This window comes from Methanogenium organophilum (genome assembly GCF_026684035.1).
Classification (GTDB): Archaea; Halobacteriota; Methanomicrobia; order Methanomicrobiales; family Methanomicrobiaceae; genus Methanogenium; species Methanogenium organophilum.
This window is the reverse complement of sequence record NZ_CP113361.1, coordinates 1,801,958-1,818,235: the sequence shown is the minus strand read 5'-3', so window position 1 is coordinate 1,818,235 and position 16,278 is coordinate 1,801,958. Positions and strand designations below refer to the sequence as shown.

Annotated in this window: 16 protein-coding genes and 1 tRNA gene; 9 read left to right on the top strand and 8 right to left on the bottom strand. The window is 45.6% G+C overall.

Translation table 11 applies throughout. The annotated features are described in order from the left end of the window. Window positions 1-13 precede the first annotated feature (13 nt). The 4 genes from OU421_RS08980 to OU421_RS08965 all read right to left on the bottom strand — a co-directional run bounded on the left by OU421_RS08980 (window position 14) and on the right by OU421_RS08965 (window position 4,104). The gene (locus OU421_RS08980; RefSeq protein ID WP_268185762.1) at window positions 14-1,210 is read right to left on the bottom strand and encodes a hypothetical protein; all 1,197 of its coding nucleotides are present in this window, start codon (window positions 1,208-1,210) and stop codon (window positions 14-16) included. Between the two features lie 50 nt (window positions 1,211-1,260). After that, entirely contained in the window at window positions 1,261-2,154 is an 894-nt protein-coding gene (locus OU421_RS08975; protein ID WP_268185761.1) for an apurinic/apyrimidinic endonuclease family protein, read from the bottom strand. Window positions 2,155-2,339: 185 nt separating this feature from the next. Beyond that, window positions 2,340-2,996 (bottom strand): DUF47 domain-containing protein, encoded by a 657-nt coding sequence (locus OU421_RS08970; protein ID WP_268185760.1) that lies wholly within the window; start codon window positions 2,994-2,996, stop codon window positions 2,340-2,342. A gap of 13 nt (window positions 2,997-3,009) precedes the next feature. After that, on the bottom strand, window positions 3,010-4,104 hold the full coding sequence (locus OU421_RS08965) for an inorganic phosphate transporter (protein ID WP_268185759.1): 1,095 nt from the start codon (window positions 4,102-4,104) through the stop codon (window positions 3,010-3,012). A gap of 727 nt (window positions 4,105-4,831) precedes the next feature. On the opposite strand from OU421_RS08965, the gene OU421_RS08960 reads away from it, so the two are divergent. Next, window positions 4,832-4,914, top strand: a tRNA-Leu gene (locus OU421_RS08960). Window positions 4,915-4,947: 33 nt separating this feature from the next. Here OU421_RS08960 and OU421_RS08955 read toward each other — a convergent pair. Next, window positions 4,948-6,354, bottom strand: coding sequence for a HEPN domain-containing protein (locus OU421_RS08955; protein ID WP_268185758.1), 1,407 nt, complete (start codon window positions 6,352-6,354; stop codon window positions 4,948-4,950). 268 nt (window positions 6,355-6,622) lie between these two features. Here OU421_RS08955 and OU421_RS08950 point away from each other — a divergent pair, with 268 nt between their 5' ends. The 3 genes from OU421_RS08950 (at window position 6,623) to OU421_RS08940 (ending at window position 10,815) form a co-directional block, all read left to right on the top strand. Further along, a complete protein-coding gene (locus tag OU421_RS08950; RefSeq protein WP_268185757.1) occupies window positions 6,623-7,600 on the top strand; it encodes a GIY-YIG nuclease family protein in 978 nt (325 codons plus the stop codon). 315 nt (window positions 7,601-7,915) lie between these two features. Next, on the top strand, window positions 7,916-10,087 hold the full coding sequence (locus OU421_RS08945) for a DEAD/DEAH box helicase (RefSeq protein ID WP_268185756.1): 2,172 nt from the start codon (window positions 7,916-7,918) through the stop codon (window positions 10,085-10,087). Further along, window positions 10,084-10,815 (top strand): DUF2290 domain-containing protein, encoded by a 732-nt coding sequence (locus OU421_RS08940; protein WP_268185755.1) that lies wholly within the window; start codon window positions 10,084-10,086, stop codon window positions 10,813-10,815. Before OU421_RS08945 ends, OU421_RS08940 begins: the two co-directional genes overlap by 4 nt. A gap of 124 nt (window positions 10,816-10,939) precedes the next feature. On the opposite strand, the gene OU421_RS08935 is transcribed toward OU421_RS08940, so the two are convergent. Continuing rightward, the gene (locus tag OU421_RS08935; RefSeq protein ID WP_268185754.1) at window positions 10,940-11,461 is read right to left on the bottom strand and encodes a TBP family protein; all 522 of its coding nucleotides are present in this window, start codon (window positions 11,459-11,461) and stop codon (window positions 10,940-10,942) included. A gap of 223 nt (window positions 11,462-11,684) precedes the next feature. Here OU421_RS08935 and OU421_RS08930 point away from each other — a divergent pair, with 223 nt between their 5' ends. Further along, a complete protein-coding gene (locus OU421_RS08930; protein ID WP_268185753.1) occupies window positions 11,685-11,909 on the top strand; it encodes a hypothetical protein in 225 nt (74 codons plus the stop codon). Between the two features lie 410 nt (window positions 11,910-12,319). On the opposite strand, the gene OU421_RS08925 is transcribed toward OU421_RS08930, so the two are convergent. Then, complete coding sequence (locus OU421_RS08925; protein ID WP_326493490.1) at window positions 12,320-12,733, bottom strand: hypothetical protein; 414 nt, start codon at window positions 12,731-12,733, stop codon at window positions 12,320-12,322. A 155-nt stretch (window positions 12,734-12,888) separates the two neighbouring features. Here OU421_RS08925 and OU421_RS08920 point away from each other — a divergent pair, with 155 nt between their 5' ends. From OU421_RS08920 to OU421_RS08910, 3 genes are all read left to right on the top strand, one after another. Further along, window positions 12,889-13,344, top strand: coding sequence for a Cdc6/Cdc18 family protein (locus tag OU421_RS08920; RefSeq protein ID WP_268185752.1), 456 nt, complete (start codon window positions 12,889-12,891; stop codon window positions 13,342-13,344). Between the two features lie 216 nt (window positions 13,345-13,560). Next, complete coding sequence (locus tag OU421_RS08915; RefSeq protein WP_268185751.1) at window positions 13,561-13,863, top strand: hypothetical protein; 303 nt, start codon at window positions 13,561-13,563, stop codon at window positions 13,861-13,863. After that, window positions 13,860-14,981, top strand: coding sequence for a hypothetical protein (locus tag OU421_RS08910; protein WP_268185750.1), 1,122 nt, complete (start codon window positions 13,860-13,862; stop codon window positions 14,979-14,981). Before OU421_RS08915 ends, OU421_RS08910 begins: the two co-directional genes overlap by 4 nt. A gap of 114 nt (window positions 14,982-15,095) precedes the next feature. On the opposite strand, the gene OU421_RS08905 is transcribed toward OU421_RS08910, so the two are convergent. After that, window positions 15,096-15,320 carry a hypothetical protein gene (locus tag OU421_RS08905; protein WP_268185749.1) on the bottom strand — a complete coding sequence of 75 codons (225 nt, stop codon included), beginning with the start codon at window positions 15,318-15,320 and terminating at the stop codon, window positions 15,096-15,098. A gap of 559 nt (window positions 15,321-15,879) precedes the next feature. Here OU421_RS08905 and OU421_RS08900 point away from each other — a divergent pair. After that, window positions 15,880-16,236: a Rieske (2Fe-2S) protein gene (locus tag OU421_RS08900; protein ID WP_268185748.1), complete on the top strand. Its 357-nt coding sequence runs from the start codon at window positions 15,880-15,882 to the stop codon at window positions 16,234-16,236. Window positions 16,237-16,278 lie beyond the last annotated feature (42 nt).

The following is a 16,278-nucleotide window of genomic DNA, read 5'->3' as shown; positions in this document are numbered from 1 at the left end:
GGGAGGTCCGGGGTTATTCTCTTTTGCCGGCCCAAATGGCAGCAAACGCACCTGCGGCACATAACATGCCAAAGACAGGAGCAGAAGCCTGCGTCGATACGGGATTGGTGACATCCTGTGTCGCGAGAACAACATGAGAGTCCGCCATTAGTTTTGACTGCACCCATACCGCCTGGTCGCTGTCGACGGACGGAAATGCCACATCCCCGTCGATTTTGAGATGGGAAACAGCCCCTGTTTTTGCATTCACGGTAATAACATCGGATTCCGATATTCCTGTCTCAAGCACCCAGCCGACGGTCTCTCCATCGGTGAAGAGGGAGTCAAAGGCCGCCTTTCGCTCGTCTGTTGTGAGGTTTCCCACCGGGAGCCCGGTAATGGGGCTGAGGGTGACATTTGTCTGTTCCGTGATGGAATACCATGTCAGGGTATTTGAGATGCTGCGTTTCGGTGAGAACTCAACGATCTCTGTAGAATAGAGCAGCACATCCCCACCCATCGCAAAGGATTCGACAATTGCGGACGTCACATTGGTATGGACGGGAACCATGACTGCGGTGCTCCTGTGTGAGGGGATGTCATACAGGGTAAGGGTGGATGTATTTCCATCCTGGAAGGCAATCGTATCTCCCTCAAGCACAACAGACGACCCGTCCAGCGTGTGCACCGGCAGGGTCTCAGTCGTCTTATTCGCAATGTCATAGAGCGAGAGGGTGGAGATATATGAGTCGTTCGGTGTCTCTGACCAGACGACCCGGTGACCATCGGTCTTCGGCCATTCAGCCGACTGAGATGATCGGATTGGTGTGGTTATATTGGTGGAGAGGGAGTGGAGCATGATACGGTTTGTGAGACGTTCTGCAACAGATTCGTTGAGAAACGCCTGTGGCTCCTCAAACCAGACGATCACATCCCCTGCCGTATCTCCGCCGGTGAGGGTGAAGGGTGAAGAGGCGTTCGCAAGCGATGTGGTGGTGCCGGTGGCAGCCTCATAGAGGAGAAGGCCGCGGGGAGTGGAGACGTTTATCGCTTCGCCGTATGCAACGGAGTAGACCACATGAGAGCCCGCAATGTCTGCAGCGATCGGTTCGGGGACGGACGGGGCGATGGTCTCGGTCTCCCATACGGCAGCACCGGATGCCGGAAAAAAAAGACAGAGCAAAAATACGGTGACCAAAACGGTCGCACGGGGGGTAGTAACGGATGTCATTACAGGAATGGGGTGTTCCGCCGGGATAATGATTGTGACGGCCCAACTGTTCAACGGCCCTCTGCCCGGACATACAGCTGCCGGCAGCGTGCCAGCATCTCATCGATCTCGTCCGGGTGGCGGACGTCAGGGATGATAAGAGCGTCATGGGGCAGCATCTGTATTGCCCGGAAGATACTCTCCCACGGAATCACGGAATTCCCGTCCCCAATATCTGGCCGCAGGAAGAAACCCTTCAGGGCATCTGCGGGGAGCGGTGCAAGAAAGGACGAAACAGGGGTTTTTGCATAATGGGCGGCAGCGCTCAGGGCAGATGTATCCAGAAGAATACCACATTCGCTACAGCATTCCGGCACCTGCGCCTGCATCGCGAGCCAGAACTCCCTGATATCATCCCCCGTCCGGATGAGGGAGGGATAGGCGTTTTGCATCAGCACCACGGGGGCCGTACCACAGGCATCCGCACAGGTATTCCGGATAAACCGCATGGCCCGTGCAATCGCAGAAAATGTGACCCCGTGCGCCTTTCCGGGATGGACAACAATGGCATCCGCCGGCCTGCCGAGCTGATCAGAGATGAGGACAAGCATCTCAACGAACTCTGTGAGCCAGACACGGTCGTCCCACCGGAGAACCGCTGCCGGGTGCCGTTTGCCAAAGCGGTCTGTGTGAGGGAATGAATACTCTGTGTTCAGGAGATACCGTATTCCATCCGGGAGATGGTGACCTTCGTCATAGAGCGAGGCAATCGCCGCAGGGGTCAGCATCGCATGCATCGGAAGGCCGGTTGCCTCCTCTTCTGCCGGACTGCAGATGAACCCTGCGGTTATTTCACAATAGTCACACCCATGCCGGATGGCCTCTTCCCACCTGCTGGCAAGCCCCCCGCGGAAGGCGTCAGTCTTCTGCCTCAGGGAGGGGCAGACATACGATACCTGCGGCATATCTGAAGAGAGTGTCTGGTGAGCAACAGAAAAAAAGATGTGGATTTACATCTGCCGAGAGGAACAGATGAAACGGCCGTGTGCCGGGACTGATATAACGGGGAAGAACACGGTTGTAGAACAGGATGCAGCTCGCATACTCCGCGGATACCCATGTGAACGTTGACAGATCAGGCGGTGCACCATTATGCCAGCCCGACGACCGCCTTGTGCATGATATAAAGCGTCATTCTGAGGGCTTTTCCGCCACCCCGGAGATGATAATATATCTCCCGTTTCTTCATCGCCTCCATCGCATCGTTTGTCTGAAAGAGATCTGCCATACAGGTGATGTAGATGTCTTCTATTGCGTGGACATGTTTGCGCCCTTTCCGGATGGAATCCTCGACCCTTCCCTTGTCTGTACCCAGATACCGTGTTCCCTCCAGCACGTGCCGGGTACCATGGAGAAGAGACTGGGACATCTCCCTGATGGGTTCGTCCGGGATGACACCGAAGGCATGCATCTCGCGGGCGGTTTCAACCGCATGATTGAGGATATAATCCATATTCCGGGAGAAGGTGTAGATGTCCTGCCGGTTAAACGGGGTGGAAAATGCCTCCAGAAGTCTGGCCTCCAGATTATACCGGTGGAGGTCAACCTCACGTCCGATTTGGATGAGAGCGTCGGGGGATGTCAGGGTGTCCTCGTTCATCCACCGGGTGAATGCCTCCATCCCAGCGAGAGTGCGCTCTGCCTGTTCGACAAGCATTGCTTCAAAGTCGTATTTCGGCGGGAAAAAAGAGCCGAATATACCATATTTTTTCCGTTTCAGTCCCTGTTCGTTTGTATTTTCGTCCATATGGTTCACCGGTTCAGATCTGCTGTACAAGGGTAAAAAATCCTGCGGAGAGGAGCATGGTCGCGGGGAAGGTCAGGATGATGGAGAGAAGCACGTCCTTTCCGACGTCCCATCGGACATTCCGGGGATTTTCTGCAGCCCCGACGCCGATCACAGACATGGTGATGATATGCGTTGATGAGACGGGTGCCCCCGACAGTGTGGAGAGGCCCAGTGTCATCCCGGATGATATCTGGGAATCCATGGAATGAACGGGTCCAATGGTAAATATCCTGTTCCCGATGGTCTTCATAATTCGCCATCCGCCGCCCAGCGTTCCCAAAGAGAGGAGAATGGCACAGATAAACCGTGCCCAGACAGGGACGGTGAGAACGGAAAACTCCCCTGCGGCAAAAAGGACGAGGGCGATGATACCCAGCTGTTTCTGTGCATCATTCGACCCGTTGAAGAAGGCCATCCCTGCTGCAGCCACCCAGTTGACGCGGATGATGCTCCGGTTTATGCTGCGATTTGCATTCCGGAAGATTACATGGGTGCACCGTCGCATTGCATATCCTCCTGCCAGCCCCAACACAATAGATAGGATGAGAAAGAGCATGACCTTGACCATGCCGGTGATCTCATGCGGAGGGGTGAGCAGTTCTGCAGCTCCCCAGTAGACACTGCCGAGGCCCGCTGCAGTGACCCCCGCCCCAACGAGTCCGCCGATGAGGGCATGGGTGGAGGACGAGGGGAGGCTAAAATACCACGCCCCGAGATTCCATACCGTTGCCGAGAGAAGGGCTGCAAGGAGGACCTGCAGGGCAAGCGGCCCGGACGTGATGGTGAGAAGGCCGGAGAGGGTGAATGCCACCGCGCTCCCGCCGAGAATCGCCCCCAGAAAGTTCATACCTGCAATCATCAGGATGCCCTGCCGGGGGGTAGCTGACCGGGAGGCGATGAATGTCGCAGCCACCGTGGCTGCATCCTGAAACCCGTTGGTAAACGTGAAGGCAAAGGCGAGGATGATGGTGACAGCGGCGATGAGAAGCATGGTTTGTGTCCATGGTGAAATGCAGACCGTCAGTTTATGTGCCCGCGTGCAGGATTTCTGCCGTGATTTGGTCATTTTATCTTCGGTAGAGAGACAGGCCGCGTACTGGAAATCCCGGTCTGATTCATTGAGGATATAGAGGCAGACAGATATATGGGATTTCCGTCAATGGCCATATTAAGCCTTCGTACATATATTGGAAGTCTCGGAGCCGGATCGTATTGGCTAAATCCTACCACAATCCCCCACTCGCCAAAAAATGCTGATATCCGAAAATAAGATGCAACGCTTTATAATCCCTAAGATGAAAATAATTACCACCCTGTCCTCACTGGTTCACACTAACACAAACCCTTTGCAGGTCAGGGTCCTCAATTACTTTTGTTTACAAATGGGCTGTATCGGGCCGGTTTGTTCCGTTTCGATCTGTTGATTTCCGAGCGGTTCTTTTCTTCAATTCGTGTTGATTTGTACGAATACGATTGTGCATATCCGTTTTCACTCCAAAATTGTTCCGTCAATATACCAGATCGGCATGACATATTGTGATGGACAATACCCTTACATGGCCAATACCTTACATGGCCAATACCTTACAGGCGTTCGTACCCGTAATATCAATATCTAAGAGCACCAATTAGATTGCGCACATCTCTGTGCCGGGTTGTGCGAGGGAAGCCGGATTAGCTCCGGGTTTGCAGCAGCACGGATGCAAGGTTCCTGATTTACGTAACCATGTTGGCGTTATACTACCTGTAAATCTATAAGAGAAGAGCGACCAATAGATTGTGCACATTTCTGTGCGAGCGTTTCCGAGAGGCCAAAGGAGCCGGACTCAAGATCCGATCTCGTAGGAGTTCGCAGGTTCAAATCCTGCCGCTCGCATTTTTAAAATAGAAAATTTTAGTTCAATTCATACTATTGACAATTATTTGTGCCATCCATAATAGCGATGAAATTTTCATTTCTTAGAATGTCAATAACTTTTTTGTTAGCATCATCATCAACAAGAGAATCATCGATTAGATCAATGAAATCCTCTTTCCCTATTTCATCCTTCTTTAATTCCATGTTGAGAATGATTGACATTCTTAAGCAATCTAATACTGAAAGGAGGATATTTTGCATATTTTTCCCTACTTTTTTCTCTAATTTCGACTTTTCTTTCGAACTGAGTTGGTCTCCGTGAAGATAGGTGCTTCTAATATTGTAGGACTCTTTCACCAACTGTCGAATATCTATTGGGTCTCTATTGAATATTGTTGATATTTTGCTTATTCTAACTGCAAGCCGATAGGAGAGTTCGCTTCGATCATTTCCTTTTAAAAACAAAGCTTCCAATCCCATAATGGCGCTTGCAACTCTTTGTTCGATGATTCCCCTTTGCAATAAGGCGTTATTGTAATGTTGGTAGGCAATTGATATGTGATCTGAGATATTTTTATCGAGCAAAACCATATGGATTGGTATTAATGGAGAGGCTGCATTCCAAAAATTCTGCATAGGGATAATGTCCTGTTCTGATATGTGACTGTTTATAAGATGTCCGCCCTGGCTAATACTACCAATAGTTCCAGACACTGGAAAACCGAATGATTCTGAGTTTAACTGGTATTCGAGAATTTCTGCACTCCCAACTTTGTAAAGCTGTATTAGAATTATCGATTTCCTAATCTCATCTTGTAATTGACGTTGATTTGTTCCCTCTATAACTATCTCTAAAAATGCAGATGGATCCTGCCAATTCATTTTTGGAGATTCTGAATGCCCTTCTGGAATGCATGATTCAAAGTCTTTCTTTTGTGGTTTTCGTAAAATAATTTGATCACTTAAGGGTAATGAATTAAGTTCGACAACAATGCCATATAGTTTGACTTTAGAGCAATATTTGATCGGATTGCCGGAATATTCACGGATAAATGCAGAGATAATATTTTGAGCTAGTTTTTTGTAGTCTTCTTGATTTTCAAAATATGCAGAAATTAATTTTAAAAGAAAGGTGCCGAAATTACCTGACACATCAAACGTTTCGTCAGTAAGAGAATCAAGTTGAAATTTTAGTGATGAAAACTTCTCTGAATCTAAAATATTCTGATAGATCTTATTTTGGGCTGTATGCCACTCTTCTTCTGTTCGTTCTTCCTTATGCTGTGAATAAGAAGAAAATCCACTACTATCATAATTAAATTCGTCCACTATGGTGTATATGTAATTGTGATATTCTGGTTCAATCTCACCTCCTCGTTGAGCAATCTCAATAGAATCACCTACCAATTGAGAAATTTCCAAGAGCAGATTTTGAAATATATCTAAGTAATCTTCCATTGGGGTAAATATTATTTGAGAGGAAATATCGATATCGAATAATCCAATTTGATTGAGTCTCTTTCATGGATATTTTGTCCATTTATGAATATTCCCAATTTATCAAATATAATAATTTAAACGGCATCCGAATGAAACTTAAAAGAACACATAAATATCGTTTTCTTCCATTAGGATTACAAATACAACCCCATCCTTTCCTTTTTCATCCAAACGGCCGTTCACCCTTCGGGGCAACGGCCTCCCCTGTTCATGCATCAGTGTACGGATGCACCAAACGCTCACGGCCGCGTTCGCGTCCGTCAACTCCTGTGGCGCCGCCTCCGCGTCACTGCTTCGCAGGCACGCTCCTGCGGCGGGCCATTTTTCCCCTATCACAATAAACTACTCATCATCGAAACCAGCCATGAAACCGAACACTCCTTCCTACCTTGCATCGTCCTGGGGAAACCTCTCCTGGACCAGATGGGTTCCCCTGAATAACAAACACCGTGAATTATCACATATCCCAACACAACCTGGTATCTACCGGGTCCGACCCGTAGACGGACAGATCCTTGCATACATCGGCCAGACGGGCCGATCACTCCGACAGAGGATGCGGGAACTCCGGGTCTTCTACAATTCATCCGATGAAATGCCGTGGAACGATCCCCACACCGCCGCCCAGTCCCTCTGGACATGGCGGGATGCAGAAGGATGCGACTTCGAAGTCTCGGTGGCTCCGCTTCCATTCCACGGAGGGGACGAAGGAAGACGGCACCGGTTGGGGCAGGAGGCATACCTTCTATGGAAATACCGGTGTGAACATGGCTCATCCACCCTCTGCAATCATGGACGGTTTCACTCGCACTATTCCCGGTCAACAAACCGTTCAGCGGGCATACGTGGCGGACGGCTGCCGGAAGGACAGATCAATCCCGCTGCCGGGCCTTCATCCGTTCCTCTCCACGATATCGGCAGCCCTAATGAAGGAGACTGGATGGGCCTGCATTGGGAGCCGCCGCTGCCCTTGCAGAAAGCATCACTGACAAAATTTTCCGAATGGCCGGCCCTTTATATGATGATAAATCCGTCTGGAGAAGTGATCTATATCGGCGAGACGAAGCGTCTCCGTTCACGCATGGCCTCTCATGTAAAGACATTCCGGGACGAAGAGGTCCGGGTATCGCATGTGCTCTGTTCGGATATGACGGAACACTACCAGCGTCTTGAATGGGAGAATGACTTATTGGTGCCTGGGTAGAGCGTGCGGGCGGGCCACCGAAACGGCAGTTCTGAGTAAGAGAACTATTGATTCAGTAGAAAACCTTCTTCCCCATTTCAGAAGTCCCATTATGCAGAATCATTCCAATCTTGATTTCATTAATCTAGTTGTACTATTTTCTCGACCGAATGGTGTCTCTATATCTTCTCTTAAGAATTGAAATGACCTTTCGGGAAAATGCATATAATAAAGGATATTTGTTATGTATGGTAGTAACTAATATTCAATTAATTCAAAAGATAAAATCTCTTCGATTATTATCATCTTGATTGAAGGAAAAATGGGTTAAGATATATGATAGAACTTAATGTCACTCTCCCAGAGTATGCTACAGATGAACCAGCAAAAAGGATCTGGTCTTGGATTGAGGGGGAATTCCCCGACACAGAGGGCATCTGTTACTACAAACACCCTGTATTTATGACAGAGTCCATAATATCACCAGATTTTACACTCATTGCAAAAAAATACAATCCAATAATAATTTGCTGCCTCCCTTGGCAACTGGAAGATATTGAATCAATTGATGAAAATTTTTGGAAAATAAATGGAAAAGAGATTGATTCGCCATTATATGAGGCAGAAGACTATGCGGTTACTCTTCAATCAAAATTTGATAAGCACCGTGTTTTAAGACATAGACTTAGGACAGTCAATGCAATAGCATTGCCACTCATTTATAAAGCTCAATTTGAAGAGAAGTTTCCAGATCAATTAAATGATGAAATAATTATCTGGAAAGATAAAGATCTAAATCCCATAATAAACCCATTAGAATCAGAATTGAAAGAAGAAGAATGGCGAACCTTAAAATCCATAGCACAGGGCATAAATCCATTAACGAAAGGTTTAGGTCTAATCCATAAAGATGCGGATAAACTTGGTGATGCCATTAAATATATTGATAGATATATTGCTTTGCTCGATGAAGAACAGGCCAAGGCTGCCCTGCAAATAGCACCAGGTCCTCAAAGAATACGTGGTCTAGCCGGAACTGGGAAAACCGTATTACTGGCAATGAAGGCAGCCAATATTCATCTAAGATATCCTGAGAAAAAAATCTTATTTACATTCAATACTCAAAGCCTTTACAACCAAGTCCGTGCGCTTATTATAAAATTTTACAGGTTCCACAGCGAAATTGATCCAGATTGGGATAATCTGCATATCCGCCACGCATGGGGTGGCTATTCGCGTCCAGGAGTGTATTTTGATGCTTGTATGCGACATGGGATAGCACCACTTCAGCTCAAAGAAGCTCGTATATTAGACAGAGACCATCCATTCACAGCCTGCTGTACACAACTTTTGAATAAGGATATTGAACCATACTATGATTATATCATGGTAGACGAAGCACAGGATTTTCATTCCGAATACTTTAAACTTCTCTACAAACTATCAAAACCCAACCATTGCATATATTGGGTTTATGATGAACTTCAAAGTCTATTTGGAGAGCAAATTCCATCTCCAAAAAAACTATTCGGTGCAGATAAAAATGGGAATGATCTAGTATCACTTGAAGGAGAACCGTATCCAGGGGGTATCGAAAAAGATTTTGTACTCCATCGTTCCTACCGATGTCCTCATAAAATATTAATGCTGGCCCATGCCATTGGACTTGGATTGTACAGTCCGGATAGACCGATTCAAATCCTAAGCACAAAAGACTCTTGGGATTCATTTGGGTATGTTGTTGAAGAGGGAGAGTTGGTCGAAGGTAATGAAATTACCATTTATCGACCTCCCGAGAATAGTCCAACTCCAATTTCCAGAATATACAATGGATCAAATCCAGAAATCGTGACAAAAACCTTTAAAGATAAAAATGAAGAATTGGATTGGATCGCTGATTCTATAAAACGTGATATAGAGGTTGAAAATGTATTGCCAGAACATATAGTGGTCATTTGTTTGGATGCCCTCAAGATGAAGCAATATTTGCCTCCTCTTCAGAAGAAATTAATTGACCTGAATATTCGTTCGAACATTCCTGGTTTGGGATCTGACGTAAGTGCTTTTGGAGAAGTTGGCAATGTAACATTATCAACTGTTTTTCGCGCGAAAGGAAACGAATCATACATCGTATATATATTCAGTTTCGAGGCCCTCTATGATTATGTTGAGGAGTTACAAAACCGCAATCGTGCTTTTACCGCGATTTCACGTTCTAAAGCTTGGGTCAGAATAACCGGCGTCGGCCCAGGCATGTTAGATGCTGAAAATGAAATTAATAAAATCCTAAAAGATCAGCCAAGATTCAAATTTACATTTCCTGATTTGAATTCAATTCGAAATTTGGACGCTGAAACAACGAGAAGACGTCGAGAAATCCAAAAAGTAACTGGATCACTATCAGATCTAACAAACGTTAACCCAAAAGTATTTGCAGAACTAGTTAAAAAACAGCCAGAATTAGTTGAAAAGCTAATATCACAGATTTCAGAGGCTAAGAAGGAATGAATGTCAGTGATGTAATGAGTTCCTTAGTTGCCACATACAGTGAATGGTCAGATATTCTCGTAAATACTCAATATATACGCGAGAATAATAGTATAACATGGCTTAATCACACTCCATTAATATTGCCTCATATTATGCACAAAAATGATTTAGATTTATTAGAAATGAAAAAGCAATATACTTTTCAAATAATTGAAGACGGTTCATTCATACAGATATTCTATAAGTTTGAAAAAGATAATTCGACACTCATAGAAGCCAGACTTGCATATTATGGAAATACCCCAATCCCAAGAAGTGGAGAAAAATGGGACCAAGAGGGAGAAGATCCGGAACTCACGTTCACTCATGACACCATAATGGATAGCTTAATAGATTCGGATAGTTTTTCTCAAAACTCCTTTTATTACGAGGACTTCATTGTTCCTTGGCTTAGAATTGATTTTTCAAATGAAGAAACAGAAAGCCCCCTCCATCACTCATGCCACATGCATATTGGATTATTTGGTGATGCACGAATTCCATTGACGGTGGTCCCATCTCCGCGTCAATTTATTGAATTTATAATCGCTCATTTTTATCCAAGAGAATATCACTCAATGAGACTTGATCAAGATGGAAAACCAAAAAATAAGGGACAATTACGAAAAATCAATAATCCCAGCTTTCAAAAAATCATAAGCGATAATTATGAATTTTTGCCTCATTTAAATATCCCAACTCAATAAATTTGATTAATTTTGAACGAATAATGTGGATTTTCACCGCCGAAGCGTGCCTGCGCAGCAGTGACGCGGAGGCGGTGCCACAAGGAGCTGACGGACGCCGCAGCGGCCGTGAGCGTTTGGTGCATTAGATTTTAGATAGGAATTGAACAAAATTATTGAATCCATTTTGTGACTCTTCGATTTTTTTGGCTCCTGTAATAATCACGCTACCACTGGAAAACAAAAGAAAACTAACACCCCAATCCTTATAGATCAATCCTGGAAATTGTTCGGGTTCGTAGCTCCCTTTCTTAGGATCAGCCTGCTCAATTATCACATCAAGGGATTTGTTCAATTTAACACTCGTTTTGCATACTATATTGTTTATCGTGAGGTGGTCAAGTGTATATGCGACATCAGCTTTGCGAAGAATATCGAGAATTCTGGCACAAAGTTCATCCTGTTTGTCCAAAACATCTTTTCCTGTAAGGAGAAACTTTCCTGACTTATAGAATGCGATATATTTATTATTTTCAGGCAATCGATATTTTAACCAATGCGATGTTGATTTCACAGTTCCGGGCAAATTTTGATGCAATTTTTCTAAATCAAGAGACTCGGTTAATGTTCCCGTTGCTACCACATTGACAATCTCTAATTTTCTCATATAATACCTGGATTTAACTGATTTTGCAGATTCATCATGAAAGAAAATGCTCTGTGAATATCGTCCCCTTTGCAATAATAAGTTAGGGAAATCATCAATGCATGATCTTTATCGAACAAGGCTACAATCCAATAGATCGTTATAAGCAATACATTCTCTCTGTACCATACATTCACCCTCCTCATCCCCATATATTAAATAAAGCACCGTGAAAGAGAAGATTATGACTAACACCTGGCGTGAACTCCTCTACCCCGCAGAATGGGGATTTCGTTTCGCCATCACAGCTCTCCTGGTTGCTATCATCAATTCCCTTTCAAGCATCGATTATGCACTCCTCTACTATGCACTGTGGATAGGAATGGCAATTTGCTTCCTCCTGCAGCTGCGGATTACAATTCTCGCACTATTAGGAAAAATCCCCACGCCGGGGTTAAGTAACGCTTAAATAGGCCCCCCAACAGGCCCGCACCCCGGAAAAAACGTCCACACAGACGGCCGGAGTGGGCCGTTCTCAGCCGGAGACAGGCTGCACACCCTCCTGAAATATCCGTCAATAGCACCTGCTCAGAAATTCACAAATATTCGTTCTTTTCTGAAATAAAGCGCAAAAATACGGCCCTTTTTCGAGGTCAAAAGAGGACGGAAAAAAAGCTCATTCTGCCCGGAATTCAGTCAAAAACAGGGGTGGCAGTGCCCCTGTTTCTGGTGTTCGTTTGGAGGTTCAGGAAAGTTCAGGCTTTCCATCAGCCCAGGTCTCAATCGTAGTCCGAATGGCATCATCTGCATAAGATGAAATGCGGACCTTGGTGCGGGAGAGCGTCACATAGTACGTCTCGCCATTTGCGTCATGACACTTCAGCTTGCAGGAGAAGGTGTCCTTTGCGGTGTCGCGGACTGGGTCCCGCCGATAGCGGTGGCAAGGTCGTCGTCGGCCATCACATGGGTGGCAGCGGTGCCGAAGGCAGCCACTGAATTGACCTGCACTGAGACGTCGCCTACCGTGTCGGCTTCGAGGTTCTCGTATACGATCTTGGCATCATACCGCTCCTGGGAACGGACAATCGGGTCAATGGTCACCCCACTCTCGACATACGCAGTGCAGCCGAAGGGGTTAGTGTCGATGATGTCCTGCACGAGGGCATCGAAGGTAGTGATATTGGCGATGGGGACGGTCAGGTCCCGCACCGCACTCTTGGTGTTGGTAGTCTGGATAAAGTCTGCGATGATACACACACTCCTGCCAGCCGCTTCCCGGGTTATGACTGACACTCAACAATATTATCAAAAGTAATATCAGTCTCCCTTAACCGCAGAGACTATGCAAAGAAAATACGGAGAATCTGAACAAAAGAAATGATGATTTAACCGCAAAAATCATCGAGACGCACCGCGATGTGAAATGGATCTGACGGACGCTCGGGGAGATGAAAGAAACTGATGAAGACTTCAAGGACCGCATCCGGGATCTGGAAGGGGGGGACCTCCGGGTCGGCATCGACATCCTGAAAAATTCAGATCTCAATGCCGAACGGGGTGCCCGGACAGAAGTCATAGAAAAGGACGTCACCACCGCGTTTGAGACCGTACGCGGCGCTCACCTCACCCTTCTCATAGAAGGGCTGAAACCGGGTCCGGAACGGCTGCTCTCCCATATTATTCAAATGAAACAGGGTAGCCCAACGGCATCCCTTACTTCCCACATCCTTTATGAGTCATTCAAAGAGAAACGGGACATTTCCTATACCGCTTTTCGTAACTGGCTTCGGAGACTCTCCGACCTCCGGCTTATCGATATACACCAGCGGGCCGCAATAGGGAATGCACACGAGATTGAACTTCGGTTTGATCCGAGTATGATGGAAGAGGGGTGCAGGACATAAAATGAAAGGTAGAGGTATTTCTTCAAAAGAATAATTCACCTTTTTTCACACCACTCCCTCGCTCATATTCTATTCCCGGACCAGCCGGGCATAGCACGCTTCGTAGATACTCGTCCGCTGCTTTTGGAATGAAGTAAATTGTTTAGTGAATTTAAAATCGACACGGGGACATTTCCAAAAATATAATTCAGTCAAACATAAATTGCCAATTACAAAATGGATTCAAACACCAAATCAGCTGGTTCTACTGCTTGTGAAACAAAAGCTTCAGTGACTCTTTCTACGGAAGAACGGGATGCAATTAATACCCTTTTTCGTAATTTCATACGAGTATCGAAACACGATGATTATTACATTTCTGAAGATTTACTGCTTCACCTTGCAGAACAAGGATCAACAGAATCCGAAGCGATTGATAATTTAATGAGTATTATCATGGAACATCTCACTTCAATTAAAAAAATCAAGTCCCAGAAAGATGAATTCTCACAAAAATTTAGAGAGATGGTTGCGAAGTGACATTCTCTAAGGGAATCTGTGATTTGGAGTGTGAGGATCTATTGATTCTCCTGAGAGAGTTTGGATATTCCATTGAATCAAAAAATGAACGATATATCACCCTAAAATCAGAATGGTATCTATTAGATTATATATGCCAGACAATTACTCTGCCAAATTGCGAAATAATTCCGGGTCCAATCATTGAATCCGCATTAAAACAGGGAAATATTTCTAGACATAGTTTTATTGAAAAAATAAAAGGAATTGCAACGATTTCCAGTGAAGAATCAATCGTTGCTCATGTCGATATTCTTGGATTTAAGTCCTTAATTCAAGAAGCTCAGAAGGATTCTGCAAAGTTTGATGAAATTCTCAATCAATACAATCGTGCTTTGAAAAATGCATTCAATCAGGTGCAATCAACAACTAAACGAAATCACAGTTTGAACCTGATAAAGATCTCTCATGTAAGAGTATATACAGACAATCTGCTGTTTGTCAATGAATTGGAAACACATGGATATGGAGAATCCGATTTTGGTGAAACTCTTGGAGAAATCGCACAATACCAATTTAGTCTAGCGTTGGAGGGATATTTCACACGCGGTGTTATTTTTGTCGAAAGGTCTTATGCCGATGAAATTCTGGTATTTAGCCCTGTTTTGCTTCATGCTGAAGAGTATGAAAAAAAGGCAGTATATCCACGCGTGATTCTTAATGAATCTGCAATAGCAAGAGTTAGTCATTATTTCCCATGGTATGGAGGACCTGAACATAGCCCATTTTATGACATTTTGCTGGTAGACCAGGATGGTCAATGGTTTATTAACTACCTGTACATTCTTTACTATTTTAATGAAGACATGGTGCAGATGCAAATACGTATAGATGGGGGGTCTCCTGCTTCACAGAACTCATATTATCCAGAGGCAATAACCCTACTTCATCAACACCGCGATCACATTTCAGCGAATCTAGACAAATTCAAGGACGATGCGGGAACTTACCGTAAATATCAATGGCTCGCTGAATACCACAACCATTGTTGTAAAAGATATTTTCCTAATGATTCTTCAGCACAAATTGAAGGCTTTGAAGGATCTTTTTCTACTCTCTCCTCTTCCTCTCTCAAATGACCCATTTTCCACCCTCGTGATTACTCCATGAATGGGAAAAAAGGGGGGGAAATTAATAATCAATATCTAAGGACAAACTAAGAATATCTCCTCCTTTACAGAAATTATTCGCTATCATACCACTCCCTCGCTCATATTCCATTCCCGGACCAGCCGGGCATAGCATGCTTCACAGAGACTTGCCCTCTGCTCTCGTGAATAGTAGACCGCCGCCCCTTCACCGACGACCGGCGAAAGGACGTATGATCCAGGATGCCGGGTAAGGGCAGCGTGGCGCCGGACCCCTTCGCCTTGTGCACCGTTATACCCCCTGCGATGGCGTTGTAACCGGATTTGCACCGCGTCTTTTCCGCCTGCGGTCCGGAATTCTGCAACGCCCGCCGCATCATTGAATTCATCGATTCTTTTGCACTCCCGTTGTGATCACAGACACCATCACTCACCCCTACTGAGGCAGGTGATACCGGGGGGCCGGGTGTTCCCGGTAATCCATGCAACCTTCCTATACTCTCTGTACGCCTCTCTTCTCTCTCTTCCCCTGTACAAAAAATAGGGACAGAATGAGCGTCCGCTTGGTTTGCGTTTTCCCCGGAATTCTGGTGCAAAGAGGGTGGAAGGGGGAGAGACTCCATCCCGCAGATATCTTCTGCCACCGTGGCGTCAATGAAACTGATCGCCGCTTAAATGCCCATCAGGGCAATAAACAATACAGATCACGAGTCATGGATACGTTTTTTAGAAAGCATTTTTGTAATCCCCGCCGAGGAACCCTTTGAAGTCAGGTCTGAGAATACAACCCTGCATGCTCCCATGAATTACGGGCCGAATTCACCATTATTACATAATTCCTCTGTACGAGGGACAAGCTATATCATGATCTATCATAATTGGAGTCTCTATGAGCGAATTTATTGAGGTATTCACCACCACCGACATCCAGGACGGTGCCATGAAAAAAGGCATCATTGGTGACCGTGAGATTCTCATCGCGAGGGTGGGGGATCGCTATTATGCTGCTGATAATCGCTGCCCCCATATGGGTGGAGATCTCTCTTCCGGTACACTCACGGAGACTGTCGTGACCTGCCCCCGCCATCACTCGCAATTTGATCTGAGAAGCGGGACGGCGATTCGGTGGACCGACTGGTCAGGCATTAAATTATCAGTTGCAAAATTTGTGAAGTCTCCCCGGACGCTGAAAACGCACGAAGTGAAAGTTGAGGGGGAGAGTATCCTTGTGAAACTGAGAGAATGAGAGAAGACAGAAATTCGTTTGAATGATGGAAGAATTGCATCT

Coding starts and splice junctions, on each gene's coding strand:
- OU421_RS08980 (WP_268185762.1), bottom strand. CDS start 1,210: ATGACATCCGTTACTACCCCCCGTGCGACCGTTTTGGTCACCGTATTT.
- OU421_RS08975 (WP_268185761.1), bottom strand. CDS start 2,154: ATGCCGCAGGTATCGTATGTCTGCCCCTCCCTGAGGCAGAAGACTGAC.
- OU421_RS08970 (WP_268185760.1), bottom strand. CDS start 2,996: ATGGACGAAAATACAAACGAACAGGGACTGAAACGGAAAAAATATGGT.
- OU421_RS08965 (WP_268185759.1), bottom strand. CDS start 4,104: ATGACCAAATCACGGCAGAAATCCTGCACGCGGGCACATAAACTGACG.
- OU421_RS08955 (WP_268185758.1), bottom strand. CDS start 6,354: ATGGAAGATTACTTAGATATATTTCAAAATCTGCTCTTGGAAATTTCT.
- OU421_RS08950 (WP_268185757.1), top strand. CDS start 6,623: ATGCACCAAACGCTCACGGCCGCGTTCGCGTCCGTCAACTCCTGTGGC.
- OU421_RS08945 (WP_268185756.1), top strand. CDS start 7,916: ATGATAGAACTTAATGTCACTCTCCCAGAGTATGCTACAGATGAACCA.
- OU421_RS08940 (WP_268185755.1), top strand. CDS start 10,084: ATGAATGTCAGTGATGTAATGAGTTCCTTAGTTGCCACATACAGTGAA.
- OU421_RS08935 (WP_268185754.1), bottom strand. CDS start 11,461: ATGAGAAAATTAGAGATTGTCAATGTGGTAGCAACGGGAACATTAACC.
- OU421_RS08930 (WP_268185753.1), top strand. CDS start 11,685: ATGACTAACACCTGGCGTGAACTCCTCTACCCCGCAGAATGGGGATTT.
- OU421_RS08920 (WP_268185752.1), top strand. CDS start 12,889: ATGAAAGAAACTGATGAAGACTTCAAGGACCGCATCCGGGATCTGGAA.
- OU421_RS08915 (WP_268185751.1), top strand. CDS start 13,561: ATGGATTCAAACACCAAATCAGCTGGTTCTACTGCTTGTGAAACAAAA.
- OU421_RS08900 (WP_268185748.1), top strand. CDS start 15,880: ATGAGCGAATTTATTGAGGTATTCACCACCACCGACATCCAGGACGGT.